Annotated in this window: 21 protein-coding genes; 6 read left to right on the forward strand and 15 right to left on the reverse strand. The window is 66.5% G+C overall.

Translation table 11 applies throughout. The features are described from left to right. Positions 1-181 precede the first annotated feature (181 nt). Complete coding sequence (locus tag AB0H61_RS36325) at positions 182-907, forward strand: response regulator transcription factor (protein WP_357312744.1); 726 nt, start codon at positions 182-184, stop codon at positions 905-907. Positions 908-1,083: 176 nt separating this feature from the next. Further along, a complete protein-coding gene (locus tag AB0H61_RS36330) occupies positions 1,084-2,508 on the forward strand; it encodes a HAMP domain-containing sensor histidine kinase (RefSeq protein ID WP_357312747.1) in 1,425 nt (474 codons plus the stop codon). Positions 2,509-2,574: 66 nt separating this feature from the next. Here AB0H61_RS36330 and AB0H61_RS36335 read toward each other — a convergent pair whose 3' ends face one another. From AB0H61_RS36335 to AB0H61_RS36390, 12 genes are all read right to left on the reverse strand, one after another. Then, positions 2,575-3,072, reverse strand: coding sequence for a h domain protein (locus AB0H61_RS36335; RefSeq protein ID WP_357312748.1), 498 nt, complete (start codon positions 3,070-3,072; stop codon positions 2,575-2,577). Then, positions 3,069-4,055, reverse strand: coding sequence for a hypothetical protein (locus tag AB0H61_RS36340; protein WP_357312751.1), 987 nt, complete (start codon positions 4,053-4,055; stop codon positions 3,069-3,071). Before AB0H61_RS36340 ends, AB0H61_RS36335 begins: the two co-directional genes overlap by 4 nt. After that, positions 4,052-5,470, reverse strand: coding sequence for an MlaD family protein (locus AB0H61_RS36345; protein ID WP_357312754.1), 1,419 nt, complete (start codon positions 5,468-5,470; stop codon positions 4,052-4,054). Before AB0H61_RS36345 ends, AB0H61_RS36340 begins: the two co-directional genes overlap by 4 nt. Further along, on the reverse strand, positions 5,467-6,717 hold the full coding sequence (locus AB0H61_RS36350) for an MCE family protein (RefSeq protein ID WP_357312911.1): 1,251 nt from the start codon (positions 6,715-6,717) through the stop codon (positions 5,467-5,469). The genes AB0H61_RS36345 and AB0H61_RS36350 overlap by 4 nt, the downstream gene beginning before the upstream one ends. Continuing rightward, positions 6,717-7,961, reverse strand: coding sequence for an MCE family protein (locus tag AB0H61_RS36355; RefSeq protein WP_357312757.1), 1,245 nt, complete (start codon positions 7,959-7,961; stop codon positions 6,717-6,719). The genes AB0H61_RS36350 and AB0H61_RS36355 overlap by 1 nt, the downstream gene beginning before the upstream one ends. Continuing rightward, a complete protein-coding gene (locus tag AB0H61_RS36360) occupies positions 7,958-9,025 on the reverse strand; it encodes an MCE family protein (protein WP_357312760.1) in 1,068 nt (355 codons plus the stop codon). Before AB0H61_RS36360 ends, AB0H61_RS36355 begins: the two co-directional genes overlap by 4 nt. Next, the gene (locus AB0H61_RS36365; protein WP_357312763.1) at positions 9,018-10,046 is read right to left on the reverse strand and encodes an MCE family protein; all 1,029 of its coding nucleotides are present in this window, start codon (positions 10,044-10,046) and stop codon (positions 9,018-9,020) included. The genes AB0H61_RS36360 and AB0H61_RS36365 overlap by 8 nt, the downstream gene beginning before the upstream one ends. Continuing rightward, entirely contained in the window at positions 10,043-11,263 is a 1,221-nt protein-coding gene (locus AB0H61_RS36370; protein ID WP_357312766.1) for an MCE family protein, read from the reverse strand. The genes AB0H61_RS36365 and AB0H61_RS36370 overlap by 4 nt, the downstream gene beginning before the upstream one ends. Before the next feature lie 7 nt (positions 11,264-11,270). After that, the gene (locus AB0H61_RS36375) at positions 11,271-12,122 is read right to left on the reverse strand and encodes an ABC transporter permease (protein ID WP_357312768.1); all 852 of its coding nucleotides are present in this window, start codon (positions 12,120-12,122) and stop codon (positions 11,271-11,273) included. Between the two features lie 4 nt (positions 12,123-12,126). Further along, positions 12,127-12,891: an ABC transporter permease gene (locus tag AB0H61_RS36380; protein WP_357312771.1), complete on the reverse strand. Its 765-nt coding sequence runs from the start codon at positions 12,889-12,891 to the stop codon at positions 12,127-12,129. A 359-nt stretch (positions 12,892-13,250) separates the two neighbouring features. Beyond that, positions 13,251-14,189 carry a 3-oxoacyl-ACP reductase gene (locus AB0H61_RS36385; RefSeq protein ID WP_357312774.1) on the reverse strand — a complete coding sequence of 313 codons (939 nt, stop codon included), beginning with the start codon at positions 14,187-14,189 and terminating at the stop codon, positions 13,251-13,253. Between the two features lie 43 nt (positions 14,190-14,232). Continuing rightward, positions 14,233-14,421, reverse strand: a complete 189-nt coding sequence (locus AB0H61_RS36390) for a ferredoxin (protein WP_357312775.1) — start codon at positions 14,419-14,421, stop codon at positions 14,233-14,235. A gap of 154 nt (positions 14,422-14,575) precedes the next feature. Between AB0H61_RS36390 and AB0H61_RS36395 the strand changes: the two genes are divergently transcribed. The 3 genes from AB0H61_RS36395 (at position 14,576) to AB0H61_RS36405 (ending at position 17,360) form a co-directional block, all read left to right on the forward strand. Further along, positions 14,576-15,769 (forward strand): acyl-CoA dehydrogenase family protein, encoded by a 1,194-nt coding sequence (locus AB0H61_RS36395; protein WP_357312778.1) that lies wholly within the window; start codon positions 14,576-14,578, stop codon positions 15,767-15,769. Positions 15,770-15,834: 65 nt separating this feature from the next. Beyond that, entirely contained in the window at positions 15,835-16,938 is a 1,104-nt protein-coding gene (locus tag AB0H61_RS36400) for an acyl-CoA dehydrogenase family protein (RefSeq protein WP_357312781.1), read from the forward strand. 203 nt (positions 16,939-17,141) lie between these two features. Further along, entirely contained in the window at positions 17,142-17,360 is a 219-nt protein-coding gene (locus tag AB0H61_RS36405) for an AbrB/MazE/SpoVT family DNA-binding domain-containing protein (RefSeq protein WP_357312914.1), read from the forward strand. A 126-nt stretch (positions 17,361-17,486) separates the two neighbouring features. Here the strand turns inward: AB0H61_RS36405 and AB0H61_RS36410 are convergent, their stop codons facing one another. Continuing rightward, positions 17,487-18,074, reverse strand: a complete 588-nt coding sequence (locus tag AB0H61_RS36410; RefSeq protein ID WP_357312783.1) for a TetR family transcriptional regulator — start codon at positions 18,072-18,074, stop codon at positions 17,487-17,489. Between the two features lie 100 nt (positions 18,075-18,174). Between AB0H61_RS36410 and AB0H61_RS36415 the strand changes: the two genes are divergently transcribed. Continuing rightward, complete coding sequence (locus AB0H61_RS36415; protein ID WP_357312786.1) at positions 18,175-19,356, forward strand: FAD-dependent monooxygenase; 1,182 nt, start codon at positions 18,175-18,177, stop codon at positions 19,354-19,356. A gap of 262 nt (positions 19,357-19,618) precedes the next feature. Here AB0H61_RS36415 and AB0H61_RS36420 read toward each other — a convergent pair whose 3' ends face one another. Both AB0H61_RS36420 and AB0H61_RS36425 read right to left on the reverse strand, forming a co-directional pair. After that, a complete protein-coding gene (locus AB0H61_RS36420) occupies positions 19,619-20,422 on the reverse strand; it encodes an acyl-CoA thioesterase domain-containing protein (protein ID WP_357312789.1) in 804 nt (267 codons plus the stop codon). Positions 20,423-20,499: 77 nt separating this feature from the next. After that, positions 20,500-21,660: a cytochrome P450 gene (locus tag AB0H61_RS36425; RefSeq protein ID WP_357312792.1), complete on the reverse strand. Its 1,161-nt coding sequence runs from the start codon at positions 21,658-21,660 to the stop codon at positions 20,500-20,502. Positions 21,661-21,690: the final 30 nt, after the last annotated feature.

A 21,690-nucleotide genomic window follows, 5' to 3' on the forward strand; every position in this document is an offset into this window, starting at 1 on the left:
ACCCTTTCGGGGCCGTCTCGCTGCCGAGCGGCCGAAGCGCACGCGACGCAGTCGCAAGTCTCGGCCGCTCGGCAGCGAGACATCCAGGGCCGCGAACACGCCGCGCCCGCGCGGCCAACAACACAGCGTTCTCCCAGGGAAGGTGCAGCGAGTTCCCAGTCGGCTGTCGCAAGATGAGGTTATGACTGGTGTGCCCGCGGAGCAGATGCCCGAGGCTCGGGTGCTGGTGGTGGATGACGAGCCGATGATCGTCGAGTTGTTGTCGGTGAGTCTGCGCTATCAGGGCTTCGAGGTCGAGACGGCGTCCGATGGGGCGCAGGCGCTGGACAGGGCCCGTGGTTTCCGCCCGCAGGCGCTGATCGTGGACGTGATGATGCCGGGTATGGACGGCTTCGGTTTGCTGCGGAGGTTGCGCGCCGACGGTATCGACGCGCCCGTGCTGTTCCTGACCGCCCGCGACGAGGTGCAGGACAAGGTTGCCGGGTTGACCCTCGGCGCCGACGACTACATCACCAAACCCTTCAGTCTGGAGGAGGTGGTGGCCCGGCTTCGGGTGGTGCTGCGCCGGGCGGGTCACGCCGCGCCCGCGCCCGAGAGTTCGCGAATTCGTTTCGAGGATATCGAGCTCGATGACGATACCCACGAGGTGTGGAAGGCGGGCGAGCCGGTTGCGCTGTCCCCCACCGAGTTCACGCTGTTGCGCTATTTCATGGTCAATGCGGGCACCGTGCTGAGTAAGCCGCGCATCTTGGATCATGTGTGGCGCTACGACTTCGGCGGCGAGGTGGGCGTGGTGGAAACCTATGTCTCGTATCTGCGTAAGAAGGTCGACACCGAGCAGCGGTTGATTCATACGCTGCGCGGGGTCGGCTATGTCATGCGTGTCACCCGTCCGGCGGGGCAGTGAGCTCGGATCGTACCGCTCGGGCTCGGAATCGCCCGGCCCGCAATACCTCCGGCGCCGATCGAACCGATCCCGGCCCGAATCCTTTTCGTCGCACCTGGACTCGTGAACCACAGCGTGGATCCGGTCGGTTCCATTCGTTCTGGCAGCGGCTGCGGAATCGGCTCGCGGCTGTCCCATTGCGGGTCTCGCTGGTGCTGGCGCTGGTGGTGCTGGCCGCGCTCGGGCTTCTGATCTCGGGCACGATGGTGACCTCCGGGCTGGAGCAGTCCCTGACCTCCCGCACCGATCAGCAGTTGCGTGATGGCGCGATCGAGTGGTCGCGACGCCTGCGTCCGCCGCCCGGGGCCGTGCTGCCGCCGGATCCGAGGCATCCGCCGAGCCAGTTCTATGTGCGAGCGAGGAACACCGAGGGGTCGCTGGCCTATGACGTCAAGGCGTTCGGTGTCGACGCCGAACCCGCGTTGCCGGATCCGCCGAGCAGCGGGCCGGTGAATACCCGGATTGTGGTGAGCGGACCGACGACCGTCGGTTCGGTCGGTGACGCCCCGACCCAGTGGCGGTCACTGACGGTGCAGAGCCAGGACGGCATAGCCACGGTCGCCTTGCCGCTGACCCAGAACATCGATACCGTGCACCGGCTGGTGATGTTGCAGTTGATGGTCGGGGCCGCGGTGCTCGCGGCGCTCGCGGTGGCCGCCTATTTCGCTATCCGCCGCAGCCTGCGCCCGCTGCGCCGGGTGGAGAATATCGCCGCCGCGATCGCCCGCGGGGATCTGCACCGGCGAGTTCCGGTACGCGGCAACAATACCGAGGTGGATCGGCTCTCCCGATCGCTCAACGGCATGCTGTCGCAGATCCAGTCGGCTTTCAAGGCGACCGAGGCCTCCGAGGCGGCGGCCAGGCAGTCCGAGGCGAAGATGCGCCGTTTCGTCGCCGACGCCAGCCACGAATTGCGCACTCCGCTCACCACCATCCGCGGTTTCGCCGAGCTCTATCGGCAGGGCGCGACAACGGATCCCGCGCTCTTCATGGACCGCATCGAGCACGAGGCCCAGCGCATGGGCCTGCTGGTGGAGGATCTGCTGATGCTGGCCAGGCTGGATGCCCAGCGGCCGCTGGAGCGCGGCCCGGTCGATCTGCTCGCCATCGCCAGCGACGCGGTGCACAATGCCCGCGCGATGGCCGCGGCGGCCCGCCCGGAGGGCCCGCGCCGTTCGATCGAGTTGGAAATACGTTCCGGTGAGGGAACTTTGGAGTTGACCGGCGATGCCGAGCGGCTGCGTCAGGTGTTGACCAATCTGTTGAACAACGCGCTGATCCACACCCCGCCGGATGCTGAGGTCACCGTCCGGCTGGCCCCCGCCGAGGACGAGATCCTGCTCGAGGTCGCCGATACCGGGCCCGGGCTACCGGCGGGGGAAGCCGAGCGCATCTTCGAACGCTTCTACCGCACCGATACCTCGCGCACCCGTGCCAGCGGCGGTACCGGTCTGGGTCTGTCGATCGTGCGGGCGCTCGTCACCGCGCACGGCGGCGGCGTCACCGTCGCCAGCACCCCGGGTGTGGGAACCACCTTTACGGTGCGACTTCCCCGGGACTGAACAACTACCGGCACAGCATTCTTCGCGACCGTGTCCTAACGATGGGCGGATGCGATCCGCGACGGATCAGACCGGTGTGACGGAGTCGACCAGCCAGCGGTCGTCGGACTTGTCCAGCGCGACCCGCACCCGGCTGCCGGTGGTGGTGCCCTGCGGGGTGTCCTTACTGGTGGTGATCTGGTTGAGGAACAGCAGTACCACCGCGTGCGAGCGGTCCGCCTCGACGACTCCGCCCGCCTGGGTGGTCGCCTTGACGGTCAGCTGCTTCTCCTTGGCGCCCGGTGCGATCGCCTGGTTGATCAGCTTCAGGTAGTCCTCGCGGAAACTCGCGGAAAGGTTGTCCGCCGCCTTCGGCAGTTCCTTGTCCACGGTGGTGAAGTCGTAGGTGAACATGGCCGCGACCGCGCGATCCGCGGCGGCCATCGCATCCTTGCGGGCGGTCTCGGACTGTTTGTCGTCCCAGTAGCGGAATCCGTTGATCCCCATGAGGATCACGGCGGCCAGGATAACGGCGCCCGCGACGCTCATGGCGATCCAGCGGCGCGTTCCTTGTAAGAGTTTCATGCCACGAACTCCACCTTCGATGCGGTCAGGCCGGAGTCAGAGCGGGTCACGGTGATCCGGAATCGGTAGTACCGGGTCTGCGGCTCCGTCTGGCCCGCGTTGGTCAGTGTCTGCTTGGCCGCGACGAGTACCTGGGCCGAGTTCTCGTCGTCCTCCTGTATCGCTGCCTCGACGATCTCTCCGTTGGAGACGACCTTGGCCTGCTGCACGATGGTCATGAACGGGTCGACGCGACCGTCGAATTCGCTCTTGAACTGTCCCGAGGCCAGTGACAGGATCCGGTCGATGTCCTCCTTGGCCGAGTCGGCCCGAATGGTGGTCAGGTTGAGCGCCGCTTGCCGTGCGGTCCGCAGGTATTCGGCGCGCCGTTCGTCGCGCTGGTCCGCCGAATGCGTCAGGAACACCGATGCTCCGGCGCCGACCACCATGAGTAGCGCCAGTACGGCGGCCGCCGCCATCGCGAAGATGCGCGGAGCTCCGCGCTTCGGCGTCGTGTCGGCCGCGGAATCGGTCCGGGCGTCCGCGCTGGAGTCGTCTGTGTCGGCAGCATCGGCTGTGTCGGCGGCATCGGCGCTATCGGCCACGTCAGCGGCATCGAAGGCATCGGTGGTTTCGGCGGCATCGGACACCGCCGAGGTCTTGCCGAGGGCGACGGCGGACGCGGAGTCGGCGTCCTTGCCGAGCGTCACCGTGGCATCGGGCTTCTCGGCTTCGGCGGAATTCGCCGAGGCGCGGTCGACGGCCGCGGTCTCGGCACCCGAGGCCGCACTCTCCTTATCCGGTGCACGCTCGACGCGCTTGACGACGGCGACGTACACCGGAGCCTTCTTCGTCGCCACATCCGCGGTCCCGGGCGCCTTCGACGTCCCGGTGGCGGTCGCGGTCTCCTCGGCCGGCGGCCCCACCGAGCGAACCGCACGCCGACGCACGCGAGGGGTATCGCCGTTGATTTCGCTCTTGCTTCGTTCGCTGCGCTCACTCATCGTTGCTGCTCCTCGAGCATTGCTTGCCAGCTCGCCGGTACCGCGCCCGAACCGCCGGGGCCGACATCGCCCTGACGGTAGGTGCGGCCGTCCGGGCCGATGTACACACCGGTGGATGGGTCATAGGACCTGGCCGCCGCCGGTGTGGTGTACGAAGCGGGCGCGGTGGGCGCCTCCTCGGGCGACCCGCCGCTCGCGGGCGCCACCGGCTGTACGGGACCGAACGGGGGGTTGTTGCCCAACGGGACGAATCCGGTCCGGCAGAGTTCCGGCGTGGGTGCGCGCACCCCGGGGAATTCGGCGCACGGGGTATTCCTGATGCCGCGCACCGAGATCGGCGAATCCTGCGGCACCTTGCAGTACAGACCGGATGGAGTGTCCACGAAGTCCAGTTCACTCGGCTGGCGACGTTCGTTCGCGGGCAGGAATCCGGTCGTGCAGGCGGGCGGGTCGTTGACCACGGTCATGAAGTCGACCATGGCGCCGTATTTGGCGGGCCCGCGGATGATGGTGCGCAACGCCGCGATCAGCGGCGGGAAGACCACCATGAGCTGCTCGATGCCCGCGTGATAGGTGACCGCGACCTGTCCCAGGCTGACCAGGTTGGTCAGCAGCAATGGCAGTGTCGGCTGGAGCGACTGGAACTGCGCGGTGACCCGCTGCATCGCGGAAGGACCGTCGCGCAAAATATTTCGCAGTGACGGATCATGCACCCGCAGTTGATCGGTGACCGTCGCGAGGTCGCTGGTCCACGAGCGGATGGCCGCGTCGGACTCGATCTGGGTGTCGAGCAGCGGTCCGATCTGGTCCAGCAGCTTCTTGGTCGGCTCGGCACTGTCCTGTGCCTCCTGCACCAGCAGCGCCGCGGAGTCGATGAAGCGCTGGAGATCCGGACCTGCCCCGTTGAAGGCGAGGAATGCCTCGTCGATCACCTGCCGCAGCCGGGTGTCGGCGACGCTGGACAGCAGTCGGTCGGTCTGGTCGAGCAGCGTTCCGACATCCTGCGGCAGCTGGGTGCGCTGCACCGGGATCACCGATCCGTCGGACAGGTTGCCGCCCTTGGGGTTTTCGACGGGGATCAAATCGACGTACTGTTCGCCGACCGCGGATACGCTGCGCACCCAGGCGTCCACATCGGCGGGAATCTTGTAGTCGCTATCGATGGAGAGCTCCGCCTCGACACCGTCTTCGGTCAGCCGAACATCCTCGACCACACCGACATTGGTGCCGCGGTAGGCGACGTTGGCCCGCTGGTAGAGGCCGCCGGTGGCCGCGAGTTGCACGGTGACCGTATAGCGTCCGATGCCGAACATCGCGGGCAGCTTCACGTAGACACCTGCCATCACCACCAGGCCGATCACCGTGAGTACGGAGAAGATCGACAACTGGATGCGGACGAATCTGGTAAGCGTCATCGGCCCGTACCCCCTTGTGGCGCGGTATTTCCGGGCAGTGGCACGGTCAGCCCCGGAATGGCGGGCAGACCCGGGATGGGTGGCAGGCCGGGCAGTGTGGGCGTCGGCTGAGCGCTCGCATCGGGCGTGGTCAGGAGCGGGCCGGTCGCGGGATTGCCGCCCTGGGTGGCGGATTCGGGCGCGAAGCTGCCGATCACGCCCTCGACGCCGCCGAAACGGCCGCCGAGCGGGGTGCCGGTCAACCAGTTGGAGTCCAGCCGCCGTCCGGTCAAATCAATCGTAATGAACAGATTCAGATAGTCGCCCTTGATCGCATTGCCGATGTTCTTGATCGGGAACGGGAAGGTGGGCAGGATCTTCAGCGATTCGATGAGGTTGATCCCGGTATCGGACAGGGTTTGCAGGACGGGGGCGAGGCTGCGCAGGTTGGCCTTCAGGTTCTCGCCGCCCGCGATGACGATGCGATCGGTGACATCGCTGAGTTCGCCGAGTGCGGTCACCGCGGCCGTGATGTTCGCGGTGCGGTCGGCCAGTACGGTCAGCGCGGGATGGATCGTTTCGATCGCCCTGGCCACAATGTCACGCTGGTCGGCCAATTGGCCGCCGAGCCGATCCAGCCCGCTCATGGCCGCGATGATGTCCGCGCGCTGTTTGTCCAAGCCGGAGGTGAGTTCGGCCAGCTGTGGCAGCAGATCGCGGATATCGTCCTCGCGCCCGTTCAGCGCGGTATTGAGTTCGCGGGTAATCGTTTCCAGCTGGGAAATGCCGCCGCCGTTCAGCACCACCGACAGCGAGGAGAGCACCTGCTCGGTGGTCGGATAGGCGCCCGCCCGCTCCAGCGGGATCACATCACCGTCGCGCAGCTCACCGACCGGATCGGTACCTTCCGGCGGCGGCCCGAGCTCGAGGTGGTTACTGCCGAGCAGGCTGGTCTGCCCGATCTTCGCCACCGCATTGGCGGGCAGTTTGACGTCGGACTTCAGCGAGGCGGTGACCAGCGCGTGCCAGCCCTCCACCTCGATATCGGAGACGATTCCGACGGTGACATCGTCGACCCGCACGGGCGAATTCCTGGTCAGGGTGGTCACATTCGGCATTTGGACGCGCACCTTGTATCCGCCGTCGACACCCTCGGTACCGGGCAACGGCAGCGAATTCAATCCGTCCCACTCGCAGCCGGAGACGCCGAGCGTCACCGCGAGGCCCACGGCGAGCGCGGCCATCCGCCGCATCGAACGCGGTCGCATCATCGCTGTCCTCCCGGGATAGCCAATCCGGCAACGCCATCCGGCACTGTTACAGCGGGGGAGCTCTGCCCGGCCAGACTCGGATCGCTGTAGACGATCTGATTCGGGAACGCGTGCACACCGGTGGCCGGATTCAGCAGGATCGGGGCGTAATTCATGGCAAGCGAGCTGATCACCGGCGCCAGGTACTGTGCGCACAAATCGGCGCTGCGGTCGGAGTCGGAATGTTCCAGCGCGCGGATCGATCCGCAGAGGAAGCTGAGCGGATCGGCCGGATTGTTCAGGGCTATCGCACCGGAAAGCGTGCCCTGCGCGGGCTTGTAGATCTGGTAGAAGTTCACCAGCGCGGTCGGTCCCGAATGCAGCACCCGCTCCAGTTCGGGTTTTTTGTCCACCAACTGTTGGGTGACGTCGCCCAGACGTTGCACCCCTTCGGTGAGTTCGGCGCCGCTGCCGTTCAGGAATCGCTTGACATCCGCCAGCGCGATCTCCAGATTGTCCAGCCCGGCACCGAGATCCGCCGATGTATCGCCGAGTACCTCGGCGACCGAGGCGAGCCTGCCGCCGAACTGCACGATCTGCTCATTACTCGCGGACAGTACCTCGACGAACTTCTGCAGATTCCGGATGGTGCCGAAGAGATCGGTGCGCCCATCGGACAGCGTCGTCAGGGTCGCCGACAACTCCCGCAGCGTATCCCGCAGTTTCTGGCCGTTGCCGTCCAGATTGTCCGCCGCGGTGTTGACGAAGCGCCCGAACGAGCCCTGCTTATCGTCACCGACCGGACCCAAAGTCGTTGCCAGCTTGGATAATTCGGACTTGATATCGTCCCATTCGACCGGCACCGCGGTGCGGGTGATCGGGATTTCGGCATTGTCGGCCATCTTCGGGCCGCCGGTGTAGGCGGGTGCGAGCTGGATGAACCGGGCCGAGACCAGGGAGGGCGAAATGACTACCGCATTCGCCTCGGCCGGGATCTCGACGCCCCGGTCCAGGGTCATCCGGACCCGCACCCGATCGCGGCCGGGCTCGATCGAATCGATGCGGCCGACCTTCACCCCGAGTACACGTACGTCGTCACCCGCGTACAGACCCGTGGTCGACGGGAAGTAGGCGGTGATCGTATTCTTGCCGAGCCGGGTGATGCCGCTGTAGGCGCCGACCGCCACCAGGGCGGTCACCAGTGCCGCGGCCAGGATCAGCACCCAGCGCGGCAGATTCCGGACTCGGTTCAGCATGCTCATCGCGGTGGATCCTCTTCCGCAGGCCCGATCGACGGCGGCGCCGGGTGAGTGAAAATATTGCGCAGGTCTTCGGGCAGATGTTCGGGCCACACCAGGGCGTCGACCAGGGGCCGCAGCTCGGTGCTGCTCGCATTGACCACGTAGGCGTTGAACCAGGGTCCGCTGCCGACCTGTTCACCGAGCGCCGCGGCGTACGGTCCGAGACTGTCCATGGCATCGCTGATGTTCTGCTTATTGCGTTGCAGCAGTGCGAGTACCGAATTCAGCCGGTCCAGAGTGTTCTTCATCAGCGGCTCGTTATCGGCGACCAGACCGGACAACTGCCGCGATACCTGGTTCACGTACACGATCAGCTGACCGATCGCGCCGCGGCGGCGCTCCAGCTCGCCGAGCAGGTTATTGCCGTCCAGCAGTAGCGCGTTGATCTGATCACTGCGGTCGGCGAGGATTTTGGTGACGTTCTGCGCCCGGGTCAGCAGCTCCGACAGCGCCTGATCACGCGAATTGATGCTGCGCGAGAGGGCGGTCACCCCATCCAGCGCGGCACGCAACGGCGCGGGAGTGTCGGCGAAGGTCGCCGAGAGTGCGTCCAGCATCTCGTCGACCTTTTCCATATCCAGGCCCTGTACCGTACGGCCGAGATCGCTGAGCGCGTCGTTGAGCGAATACGGGGAGGTGGTGCGGTCCAACGGGATGGTGTCGTCCACCCGCAACGCGCCGCTGCCGGTGGGGGTCACCTCGAGCGATTTGCGACCGAGCACCGTATTCGTCTTGATCGCCGCGGAGGTCTTGTCGCCCAATACGATCGACTCGTCCAGGGTGAACCGGACCAGCACCTTGGCGCCGTCGAGTTCGACATTGTTCACCCGGCCGCTGCGGACACCCGCGACCTGGACCGGATCGCCGGGCACCAGCCCGCCCGCATCCGCGAAATAGGCGGTGAAGTTCGCGCCGCCGCGAATGAATGGCAACCGGTCGAATTGCAAGGCCGACAGCGCCACCGCGATCGCGAGCACAATGCCGACGACGCCGATGGTGATGGCCGGTGAGCGTTGCTCATTCATTGGGCGTACACCTTCCGGTCGCCTGCAGCCCTGGCAACTTGACCTCCAGCGTCTGGCCGTTCGGACCGTCGACCAGGAGGTTCGTCCCACAGATGTAGAGCTGGAGGAACGAGCCGTAGGCGCCGATGCGGATGAGCTTCTTATAGGTCTCGGGCAGTCGCTCGAGAACCCACTGCAGGGTGTCGGAGCCGTCGTCGATATTGGTGGCCAGCCTGCCGGTCTGCTCGATGGTGGCGCGCAGATCCGGACGCGCCTGGGCGAGCAGATTCGTCAGATCGCCGGTGGCGCCGGCGATTCGGGGCAGCGCGTCCCCGATGGGATCCCGGTTCGCCGCCAGACCGCTGATCAGGCGCTGCAATTCGTCGAGCGTGGTGGCGAATTGGTCGCCGCGTTCATCGATGGTCTGCAGTACCGCGTTCAGGTTGTTGATCACGCTGCCGATCAGCTCGTCACGCTCGGAGAGCGTCTTGGCGAAGGAGCCGCCGCTATTGAGCAACTGCACCAGGGTGCCGCCCTGGCCCTGGAAGATGTGCAGCAGCGCGTTCGTCAGATCGTTCACCTGACCCGGATCCAGACCGCGCAGCAGCGGCTTGAAGCCGCCGAGCAGCATATCCAGATCCAGTGCGGGCGAGGTCTGATCGGTGCCGATCGTGCCGCCGGCATGCAATTTCTTGGCCGAACCCGGCCCCTCGAGCAGCTCCAGATACCGGTCACCGACAAGGTTTTCGTATTTGATGGTGGCGCGGGTGCTGGTGAGCAGCTGGTATTTGCGGTCGACATCGAATTCGACGTGCGCGAGATGGTCCTTGCCCACCTTCACCGAGCTGACCGATCCGACCGGCACACCGGCGATGCGCACCTTCGCGCCGGGCAGTATCCCCGACGAACTGGTGAATACGGCGTGGTAGCCGTACTCCCTGGCGAAGCGCATCTGACTGAAGACGATGGCCAGCCCGGCGAAGACCAGGGCCATTACGACGGTGAAGATCGTCAGTTTGACCGTTGTCGCGGTGTTATTCACAGCTTGTCCACCCCCGGCAGTCCGGCGAAGAGCAACTGGAACACCCTCGGGGGCTCGTGGATCTGCACCGGACCCGTATTCGGCACGTAGGGAGCCCCCTCGTTGGTATCGGTGACGAGGTAATCGGAGTGGCTCTCCGGGACTCTGTCCACCACGCCTTCGCATCGCGGTCCGCCGGTGGCGTTCACCTTCGGCAAGTCGTCCGGGTACAGGTAGGGCTTCGCGCCGAACATGAAGTTGGTATTCATACCGACGCCGGGCAGTACGCCGCCGAAGACCTCCTCGGCCAGTGGCATCAGCCCTCCGAGCCCGTTGATCAAGCAGCTGAGCCCGGGTGCGTACTCGTACAGCAGCTGAGTCGTCGGCTGTAGCAGATCCAGTGCGGTGACGAGGTTGTTCTCGTTCTCCCGCAGTACCGCGCCGGTGGTGTCGGCCAGTCCGATCAGATTGGCGAGCACGCTGTCGAGGCTGTCCTGTTCATCGACGAAGGTGCGGCTGGTGACCGTGGCGTTGTCCACGGTGCGCAGCAGATCGCCGACGGTATCGGAGTAGATGCCGGTGACCTCGGTGGTCTTGACCAGATCCGCTTGCAACGTCGGCAGATACGGATTGATCTCGCGCAGATAGGCGTCGCTGCGGGCGAGCAGGTCACCCAGTTTCTCGCCACGCCCCTGGAGCGCGGTGCCGAGCGCGGCCAAGGTCGCGTTCAGCTTCTCCGGCTCGACCTTGGCCAGTACCTCGGACAGGTGCTGGAACAGCGTGTTGAATTCGACGGTCACCCAGGATGCGGTCACCGTCGCTCCCGGCTTCAGCGAGGTCGACGCCGGCTCCTCCGGAATGGTGAAATTGACGTACTTGGCGCCGAAGACGGTGGTGGACCTGATATCGACGCCCGCGTTGGAGGGCACCAGCTTCAGCATGTCCGGGTCCACCGCGAGTCGCAGCTGCGCGCCCTCGGGGGTCAGGTCAACCGAGGCGACGCGACCGATCTCGACTCCGCGCACCTTCACCTTGGCATCGGTATCCAGCACCAGACCGCTGCGCGGCGCTTCGACCAGAACGGTCGAGGTCGGGGTGAACCCGCCGAAAAACATGACCATCGCGACGGCGACCATCGCGACCATCGCGAGCACCATCGCCAGACCGGCCAATTTCAGGCCGAGCCCGCCGCGTAATGCGCGCATCAGGCCGCTTTCTGCTTGCTTCGAATCCGCCATATTCGCTTTACCCGGAGAGATGGAAGTTGCCGGAGGTGCCGTAGATGGCCAGCGAGATCAGCAGGGTCACCGTGACCACCGCGACCAGGGAGGCCCGCACCGCATTGCCGACCGCGATACCGACGCCGACCGGGCCGCCCGCGGCGTGATAGCCGTAATAGGTGTGAATCATCATGACCGCCAAGGCCATGAAAATCGCCTGCGCGAACGACCAGAGAATATCGCTCGGGATCAGGAATGTAGAGAAATAGTGGTCGTACACGCCCGCCGATTGTCCGTAGATGACCACGGTGGCGAAACGGGCCGCCAGGAACGAGGCGATCACCGCCAGCGCGTAGAGCGGGACGATCGCGATCATCCCGGCCAGCACCCGGGTGCCGACCAGGTACGGGACCGGCCGGATCGCCATGGACTCCAGCGCGTCGATCTCCTCGGCCACCCGCATCGCACCGAGTTGGGCGGTGGAGCCCGCGCCGATGGTGGCGGCCAAGCCGATGCCCGAAATAACCGGCGCCGCGATGCGAACGTTGATGAAGGCGGAGAAGAACCCGGTCAGTGCCTCCACACCGATATTGCCCAGTGAGCTGTAGCCCTGCACCGCGATGGTGCCGCCCGCGAACAGGGTGAGGAATCCGACGATCACCACGGTGCCGCCGATTACCGCCAAAGCGCCCGTGCCCATGCTGATTTCGGCGATGAGCCGGATGGTCTCGGTGCGGTAGTGCACCAGTGCGCGCGGCATGGAGCCCAACACCTGCGCGTAGAACACCGCGTGTTTGCCGAGCGAGTCGAGCGAGTCGGAGATTCGGCGGACACGCCGCACGGACTTCGGGAAGCGGGACTGGATTACGAAGGCCATCGGATCACCGCACCGTGAACTTGATGCCGACCGCGGTGACCACCACATTGACAACGAACAGGGCCATGAAGGCGAAGACAACCGTCTGGTTCACCGCATCACCGACACTTTTGGGACCGCCCTTGACATTCAGGCCCAGGTAACAGGCCACCAGCCCGGCGATCAGCCCGAACAGCCCGGCTTTCACCTCGGAGATGACCAGTTCGGGCAGGTGGGTCAGCAGCGTGATGCCGTTGACGAAGGCGCCGGGGTTCACGTCCTGCAGGAAGACCGAGAACAGGAAGCCGCCGACGATGCCGATGGTGCAGACCAGGCTGTTCAGCATCAGCGCCACGAACATGGAGGCCAGCACCCGCGGCACCACCAGGCGCTGCACCGGGTTGATGCCGAGCACCCGCATGGCGTCGATCTCTTCCCGGATGGTTCTGGCTCCGAGGTCCGCGCAGATCGCGGTGGCGCCCGCGCCCGCCACGATCAGCACGGTGACGATCGGTCCGACCTGGGTGACGGAGCCGAAGGCGGCGCCGGCGCCACTGAGGTCGGCGGCGCCGATCTCGCGCAACAGGATATTCAGCGTGAAGCTCACCAGCACGGTGAACGGGATCGCGACCAGCAGGGTCGGCACGAGCGAGACGCGCGCGATGAACCAGGACTGATCGATGAACTCACGCGCTTGAAAGGGCCTGCGAATGCTCGCCCGGGCAACCTCCGCGGTCAGTTCGAAGAACCCACCGACCGCCCGCAGCGGCACAGCAAGGACCTCGTTCATTCGCGATCCTCCTTGCTCAACGTGCTCGTACAGCTCCGACGCACGTCCCACCCGCTGGGCCGCATCGCCGGAATGATTAGAACATGTTCATTTTGTAGCCGCGAGGTTTTGGTCACTTTTGAACTGCTCTTTTTCTCGGATTCGGCCTATGAATGTGAAACGTGTGTCAGAAAAAGGGCTGAGCGCTGCGTCTGTGAGGAGTCACACACCTTGACTCACATGTCTACCAAGTGCGGGAGCGGCGATCAACAACTGGTCGAGTGATCAGTTGCGGACAGATGGCAGCTGCCATCGACCAGCAACCGATCTCATCGAGCAGTGGCGGGCGACCTTATGCAAGCTGACCTGCAAGCAGTGAGCTAGCGGTCGAGGTCGATCAGCGAGGAGGCCGAGAAGGTCTGAGTAGCGGGCCGGTCGGCGAAGTAGCCCCCGAGTGTGGCCGCCAGATCCCCGGCGCCCCACTGATCGCCCGCGGCATCGAAGCGTCGCTCGACCACCGGCGCCGCCATCAGCGCCACCATCGGGCCGTACACGACGAACAGCTGACCATTGACCGCATCGGCCGCGGGCGAGGCGAGATAGGCCACCAGGCGCGCGACATGATCGGGCGAGAGCGGATCGACGCCGCCGTCCGGCGCGGCACTGAAAACCGCTTCGGTCATCGCGGTCCGGGCCCGCGGGGCGATGGCATTGGCACGCACGCCGTACCGGGACAGCGCCCGGGCGGCGGAGAGGGTGAGGGCGGTGATACCCGCCTTCGCCGCACCGTAATTGGCCTGCCCCTCTGGTCCGAGCAGACCCGCCTCGGAGGAGGTATTGATCAGGCGGCCGTAGACCGGCGCGCCCGCTTCCTTGGACTTGCCGCGCCAATAGGCGGCGGCATTGCGGGACAGGAGGAAATGTCCGCGCAGATGCACCGCGACGACCGCGTCGAAATCCTCGTCGGACATGTTGAACAGCATCCGGTCCCGGGTGATGCCCGCATTGTTGACCACGATGTCGACGCTGCCGAATGCCTCGTTCGCGGTGCGGATCAGCGCATCGGCGGTCGAACGCTCGGCAATGCTGCCCGCGACGAACTCCGCCTTGGCGCCGAGTGCCCGGATCTCGGCGAGGGTCTCGGCCACCGCGTCGTTCTCGGACAGGTCGTTGACGACCACCGAGGCACCGGCACCGGCCAGGGCGAGCGCTTCGGCCTTACCCAGTCCGGCACCCGCACCGGTGACGATCGCCACCCGGCCGGACAAGCCGACTTCGAGTTCACCCGCTGTCGTGTTGCTTTCGCTTCGCTCACTCACGGGCCGACTTTAGAACGTGTTCCTACTTCGGAGCAAGCATTGCTCACTCGAGTTTCAGCGCGGCCTTCGGGCACTGCGCCACCGCGTCCTCGACATCGGCGAGCAGGTTCTGCGGCACCTCGGCGACCAGAATGTGCAGCTGGTCGTCGTCGTCGAGTTCGAACACGTCGGGGGCGAATCCGACACAGATTCCGTTCGCCTCGCACTGATCCAGATCGACCGTGACCTTCATGAGAACTCCTTAACAACGACTCTCGTTCGAAGCCTACAGCCGTTGGGGCCACCCGCACCGCCATCGACCGGATTCGAGGTCAATACTGGAACATGTTTCAGTTGATATGCAATCATCGGATCAACCGAATCGAACGAAGGCTCGAGGTTTTGCCATGCGCATTGCGTATACGCCGCAGCAAGAAGAGCTCCGCGCGGAGCTGCGCGACTATTTCGCGCGGCTGATCACACCGGAGCGCCGGGCCGCGCTGAGTGCCACCACCGGCGAATACGGGCACGGCAACGTCTATCGCGAAGTTGTGCGGGAGATGGGCCGTGACGGCTGGCTCACGCTGGCCTGGCCCAAGGAGTTCGGCGGCCAGGACCGTCCGACCATGGATCAGCTGATCTTCACCGACGAGGCCGCCATCGCGGGCGCCCCGGTGCCGTTCCTGACCATCAACTCGGTCGCGCCGACGATCATGCACTACGGCAGCGAAGAGCAGAAGAAATTCTTCCTGCCCAAGATCGCGGCGGGTGAGCTGCACTTCTCCATCGGCTACTCCGAACCGGGCGCGGGCACCGACCTGGCCAGCCTGCGCGCCACCGCGGTGCGCGACGGCGACGACTACGTGATCAACGGTCAGAAGATGTGGACCAGCCTGATCGCATACGCCGACTATGTCTGGCTCGCGGTGCGCACCGATCCGACCGCCAAGAAGCACAAGGGCATCAGCATGCTCATCGTGCCCACCACGGCCGAGGGCTTCTCCTGGACCCCGGTGCACACCATGGCGGGCCCGGACACCAGCGCCACCTACTACCAGGACGTCCGGGTGCCGGTGAGCTCGCTGGTCGGCCAGGAGAACGGCGGCTGGGCGCTGATCACCAATCAGCTCAACCACGAACGCGTCGCGCTCACCTCGGCGGGACCGCTCACGGTGGCGCTGAACCAGACCGTCGAGTGGGCCCGCACCACCAAGGCCGGGGACGGCTCCCGCGTGATCGATCGGGAATGGGTGCAACTCAACCTGGCCAAGGTGCACGCCAAGGTGGAGTACCTGAAGCTGCTGAACTGGGAGATCGCCAGCCGGGCCGATGCGGGCGGTGACGCCGCGCCGCGCCCGTGGGATGCCTCCACCTGCAAGGTCTACGGCACCGAACTCGCCACCGAGGCCTACCGCCTCCTGATGGAGGTCCTCGGACCGCAGGCCTACCTGCGCCAGGACTCCCCCGGCGCCGAACTGCGCGGACGCCTGGAGCGCTTCCACCGCGCGGCACTGATCCTGACCTTCGGCGGCGGCACCAATGAGGTCCAGCGCGACATTATCGCCATGACCGCACTGCGCCAGCCCGCCGCGGCGCGCTGAATCCAATGGCGGCGCTCCGGGCCCGTCGCTCGCACCGCTGAGACTTCGAAAGCAGGTACACCACCATGGATTTCACCCAGACCGAGGCCCAGAACGATCTGGCCCGCCTGACCGCCGAGGTAACCGGCAAGCTGGTCACCGCCGATCGGCTGCGCGAACTCGATAAGGCCGGACGCTTCGACGAGGCACTGTGGAGCGCCCTCGCCGAAACCGGAGTGCTGGCCGCCGCACTGCCGGAGAGCGTGGACGGCGGCGATTTCGGCGCACTCGAACAGAGCTCGATTCTGCGCGAGCTCGGCAAGTCCGTCGCCGCGGTGCCCTACCTCTGGTCCATCGTCGTCGGGGCGGGCGCGCTGGCGAAGTTCGGCGCCGAGGCCCAGCGGGAGTGGGCGAGGCAGGCGGGCGCGGGCGGCGTCATCCTGACCGCGGCGCTGGCCGAGGAACACAACTGGGAGCCCGCCAAGCCCACCACCGTCGCACGCGAGGCCGGCGGCGGTTGGCGACTGACCGGCACCAAGACCACCGTGCCCTACGCCGATCGTGCCGCCCGGATCCTGGTCCCCGCCACGGTTTCCGGCCGACCCGCGGTCTTCCTGGTCGATCCAGCCGACGCCTCGGTGCAGTCGACCGCACAGCATGTCGTCGACTGGAGCGCCGAGTTCGCCCTCGAATTCACCGACACCCCCGCCGAATTGGTGGGCACCGTGGAATCCGGCGCCGAAATCCTGGACTGGATCCTCACCCGCGCCTGGTTCGGACTCGCCGCCCAGCAGCTCGGCACCCTGGAGAAGTCCCTCGACCTGGTCGCCGAATATGCCCGCGAGCGTGAGCAATTCGGCAAGGCCATCGGCTCCTTCCAGGCCGTGGCCCAGCGCCTCGCCGACGCCTACATCGACGTCCAGGGCCTGCGCCTGGCGGTCACCCAGGCCGCGTGGCGGCTCGCGGAGGATCTGCCCGCCGCCGAGGCGGTGCACACCGCCAAGTTCTGGGCGGCCGACGCGGGCCACCGCGTAGCCCACACCGTGGTCCACGTGCACGGCGGCGTCGGCATCGACCGCGACCACATCGTGCACAACTACTTCACCGCCGCCAAACACAACGAATTCGCTTTGGGCGCAGGTACGGATCACCTGCGCGCCATCGGCGCGCTGCTGGCCAACCCGGCCTAGGCACACCACCGCCAACGAATCGGCCCGTCGGCAACACCGGCGGGCCGATTCTGTTTCTAGTTGCGGGTCCCGGCCTGAGCGGTCACTATTCGTGTTCCCTTGCAGAATCAGCGCGAATTCGCGGATGACTGACCGCTCAGGCCGGGTCGGAGACGTAGACCTCGGCAGTATTACGTAGTACATGTATTACGGATCAATCAGTGATGGGCTCGGTGATACTCAATAGCAAGGGCCAGGTAACCATCCCTGCACACCTGCGTGCCAAGCACAATCTTCGCGAAGGCGATGACGTGGAGATCGTAGAAGTCGATGGCGCACTTCGGATCGTCCGTACCGAGGGTGCCCCCACACGAGGTCAACGGCTCGTCCGACGGCTGCGCGGAACCGCGGACAGCAGAGACATCGAAGGTATGAGCACGTGAGTCCCCGGCGCTACCCCTCGGATTCAGCTCCGGATTGGGCTGTCGGGTGTGCTCGGCCGCTTCCTCGAAGAGCATCGTGCGCCGACCGAAGTTGTGTGGAGTGGGCGCTGGAGAGCGCGCCCGCCCTCAAACCGACGGGGTCGAGGTCAGGTAGCGCTGGAGGGTGGGGGCGATATCGGCGATGATCTGGTCGTGCGAGAGGGCGACCACCGGCGGCAGGCGGAGGATATACCGACACAGCGCCAGCCCGAGCAATTGGGTGACGATGAGTCCGCCGCGGCGTTGCGCGTCGGCCGGGTCGCCGAATCGCAAAACGGCGGGTAGCACCTGCTCGGCGAAAATCTGCCGGAATCGGTCGGTGACGGCGTCGTCGGTGATCGATGAGCGCAGCAGGATCAGCAGCACCTTGTTGTCGGGCTGATCCTCCCAGATCGTCAGGAATCGTCGGACCAGCAGCTCGCCCAGGGTGTTCGGATCGGCGGCGCTCAGGTCCGGCAGCTCCAGGTCGATATCGACGGCGGCGGCGAACAGGCCGTCCTTGCTACCGAAGTAGCGCATGACCATGGAGGGGTCGATGGCCGCGTCGGCGGCGATGGCGCGGACGGTGGCCTTGCGGAAACCCTCGGCGGCGAAGCGGGCGCGGGCGGCCTCCAGGATCGCCGCACGGGTCGCGTCGGAACGGCGCGCGGGGGGCTGATCAGGCTCGATGTTCATGCCAACAAGTGTAGGCCAACAACTGTTGACTTCCTAGCGTGGCTCGTTCTACAGTTATGCCAACAGGCGTTGGCCTACAGATGTTGACTTAGGAGCCACCATGAACACCACCCCGCTGCCGGAGACCACTTCCGTCGTCATCGTGGGAGCCGGACCCGCCGGACTGACCGCGGCGATCACCCTCGCCGACGCCGGGGTCGATTTCGTCCTGCTGGATCGGCTCGCCGAGGGCGCCAATACTTCTCGCGCCGCCGTGGTGCACGCCCGGACACTGGAGGTGCTGCGGGAGCTCGACATCGCCGACGAACTGGTGGACCGCGGCATCGTGGTGCCCCGCTTCACCCTGCACGACGGCGCCCGCACCCTGGCCACCATCGACTTCGACCAGCTGCCGACCCAGTACCCGTACACCCTGATGACGCCGCAGGACACCACCGAGGCGGTGCTGCTCGCACGGCTGCGCAAGGCGGGCGGCGACGTCCACCGGCCGTACCGGGTGACCCGGATCGCCGACGAAAACAACAGCGTCACCGTCGAATACCTCGACGGCGCGGATAACGCGGGAACCATCCGGGCCGAGTACGTGATCGGCGCCGACGGTATGCACAGCATCGTCCGGGAGCAGGCGGGCATCGGGTTCACGGGCGAGACCTATCCCGAGTCGTTCATCCTCGCCGATGTGCGGATGACCTGGCCGATCGCCAGGAACGAAGTGGCACTGCACCTTTCACCCGAGGGCGTCACCGTGGTCGCGCCGCTGCCCGATGCCGAGGAGCCGAACCGCTACCGGGTGGTGGCGACCCTCGACGAGGCGCCGGAACACCCGACAGCCACGGACATCCAGGCGATCCTGGACGCGCGCGGACCGGGCGGGGACGTGAAAGTCGGTGAGGTGCTGTGGAGCTCGCGCTTCCGGGTGCACCACCGCGTCGCCGATCACTACCGTGCGGGCCGCATCCTGCTCGCGGGCGATGCCGCCCATGTGCACAGCCCGGCGGGCGGCCAGGGCATGAACACCGGTATCCAGGACGCGGCCACGCTCGGCCCGCTGCTGGCCCGGGTGCTCGCGGGCGAGCCGGACACCCTGCTCGACACCTACGAAACCACCCGCCGCCCCGTCGCTCTCGGCGTCGTCGCCTTCACCGACCGGATGACGCGAATGGCCACACTGCGCCCCCGGCCCGCCCGCCTGCTCCGCAATGCCGCGATGTCGCTGCTCACCCGCATCCCGGCCGTCCGCAACCGGCTGGCCTTCCGGCTCGCCGAACTCGCGAATCGCTGACACCGCAACCGACTTGCGCCGGGGCCTCCCGGCGGCACAACAGAAATCGGCCCGACCGAGCATCTCGGCGGGCCGATTCCCGTGCCCGAAGCCGGGGGCACCCTCCCCCGGCTTCAGCCCCGTGGCGCGCCCGGCCGCCGGCACGAGCCCGGCGCGCCACGGGTGTCACTGGACGGCATGCGCCACGCCGACGCGGGGGCCGATGGGACTCGTCGCCCTGCTCGACCAGCTCCCGCCCGCACCCGAGCCGCGTCGACCTGCCTCAACCGGCGAAACTGACCTGACTATCCACATTCGACAGCGCCGTCACGACGCAGGTGCCGAAGGAACCGCTCCGGTCGAAGAGCGTCGCGCTCCCCACGGCGATCCCGTCGGCACTGATGTGGCTGTCCGCTTCCACGCCGATCGCGGCGCCGACCGCGGGCCGGGCCAGCGCCAGCGTCAGATCGGTATTGATGAAACCGACTCCGGCACTGCCCCAATTGGTCATCATGCTCGTCGTCTCGCCGACCATCGCGGCGGCGGCGAACGCCGATGGCTCCTCCTCCGCGATCACCCGCAGCGGCACCTGCCAGGTCCGCTTGCGGCTGTCGTTCTGATGCTCACCGATCATCGCCGACCACCCGTCGGCATGGCCGTCACTGCCCCACAGCGGCGGGGCAGGCCGATCCGGCCGCGGCGCGATGGCGGCCGGCGGCGGCGCCGGATGCACGTCGCGGGTCCACACCTTGCCCGACGGCTGCGCCGACCGCCGCAGGAAGATCGCCGAGGCTCTGGCCACACTCTTGCCGTCCTGGATGAGTTCGGCGTCCGCGACCCGGATCCGCCGCCCGGCGCGAACCAGCTCGGTGGCCACCGTCATCGGCCGGGTCAAGGTGGGCCGGAACAGGTCGACGGTGAGCCGAGCGGGTACGTAATCGTCGGTGCAGTGGTCGTTTTCGAGCGCGCGGGCGATCAGGCCGCAGATCGCGGGTCCATTGACCATCTGCGGCGACCAGGCGCTGGCGGCCATCGGCAACGGTTCGAAACCCTGGTCGGTCACCGCGAAGAACGCATGCAGGTCCACTGTCGAATCCGATCTCGATGAGGCGGCAATACTAGAACACGTTACATAATCGTCGCCCCGATTCCCGGCGACACCGGTCATCGCACCACGCTGCCCGCGCGCGGTGCGGCCACCAGCGCCCGAATCGGCCAGAGGATGGATTCGGTTTCCCAGGCCAGACCGTCGGCCGAAATCGTATAGTCGCGCAACGGACTACGCAGGAATACCGCCAACCCGATGGCCAACTCGGCGCGCGCCAGCGGTGCGCCCGCACAGAAATGCGTGCCGAAGCCGAAGGACAAGTGCGGATTCCGCGACCGGTCGATATCGATCCGGTCCGGCTCCGGAAACGCCGCCGGATCCATATTCGCGCTGCCGATCGCGGGCACCACATACTCGCCCGCCCGGATCGTCACCGAACCGAAGACGACATCCACGGCGGCCCGGTACGGCAGCATCTCCCCGCCCGCGAAGTTCGTCACCCGCAGCAACTCCTCCACCGCCCGGTCCATCGCTACCCCGTCACGAGCGAGGTCGTTCGCGAGCCGCTCGTCGGTCAGGAGGCGATACAGGAATTTCGCCAGCACGTGCGAGGTCGTCTCGAATCCGGCCAATACGACCGATACCGCGAGCGAGAGCATATCGCCGAAGCTCACCTCGTCCCGGCCGCAGGCCGCGACCAAGGTCGCGAGCAACGATCCCTCGGCATACTCCCCGCGCTCGACCCGCTCGTACAGATACCGCGCCGTGGCCACCCCCGCCCGCTGCCTGATCCGCGAGCCCGCCTCGTAGCTCAGCAGCTGGGTAGTCCATTCGGCCAGCTGGTCGCAGTCTTCGAACGGCACCCCGAACATCTCGCAGAACACCCGCATCGCGAGCGGATTGCAGTATTCGGCCACCAGGTCGACCGGGCCATCGGCCGCCACGATATCGGTGATCAGCCCCTGTGCGATCTCCTCGATCCGCCCGTGTAGCGCCCGCACCGGCCCGGCCTGCAAATGCGGCATCAGCAGCTTGCGCTGCCGTTGATGATCCGCGCCGGACAGGCACGACAAGGTGCCCGGCACCAGCATGGATTCCTCGGTGGTGCGCGGAATTTCCGCGATATCGATCGTCGTCCGATCGAATTCCGCGCCGGAGAGCACCCGCCGGACCTGCGCGTGCCCGGTCACCAGCCAGCAGGGTGTGCCGAACGGCAGCGCCACCCGGACCGGATCGGCCCCCGCCGCCGCGGCTCGCAGCAGCGGATCGAGTCCCATCGAGGGGCACCGCGTGGTCGGAAATGCCTG

Origin of the sequence: Nocardia sp. NPDC050710 (assembly GCF_040654375.1) — a bacterium.
GTDB lineage: Bacteria > Actinomycetota > Actinomycetes > Mycobacteriales > Mycobacteriaceae > Nocardia.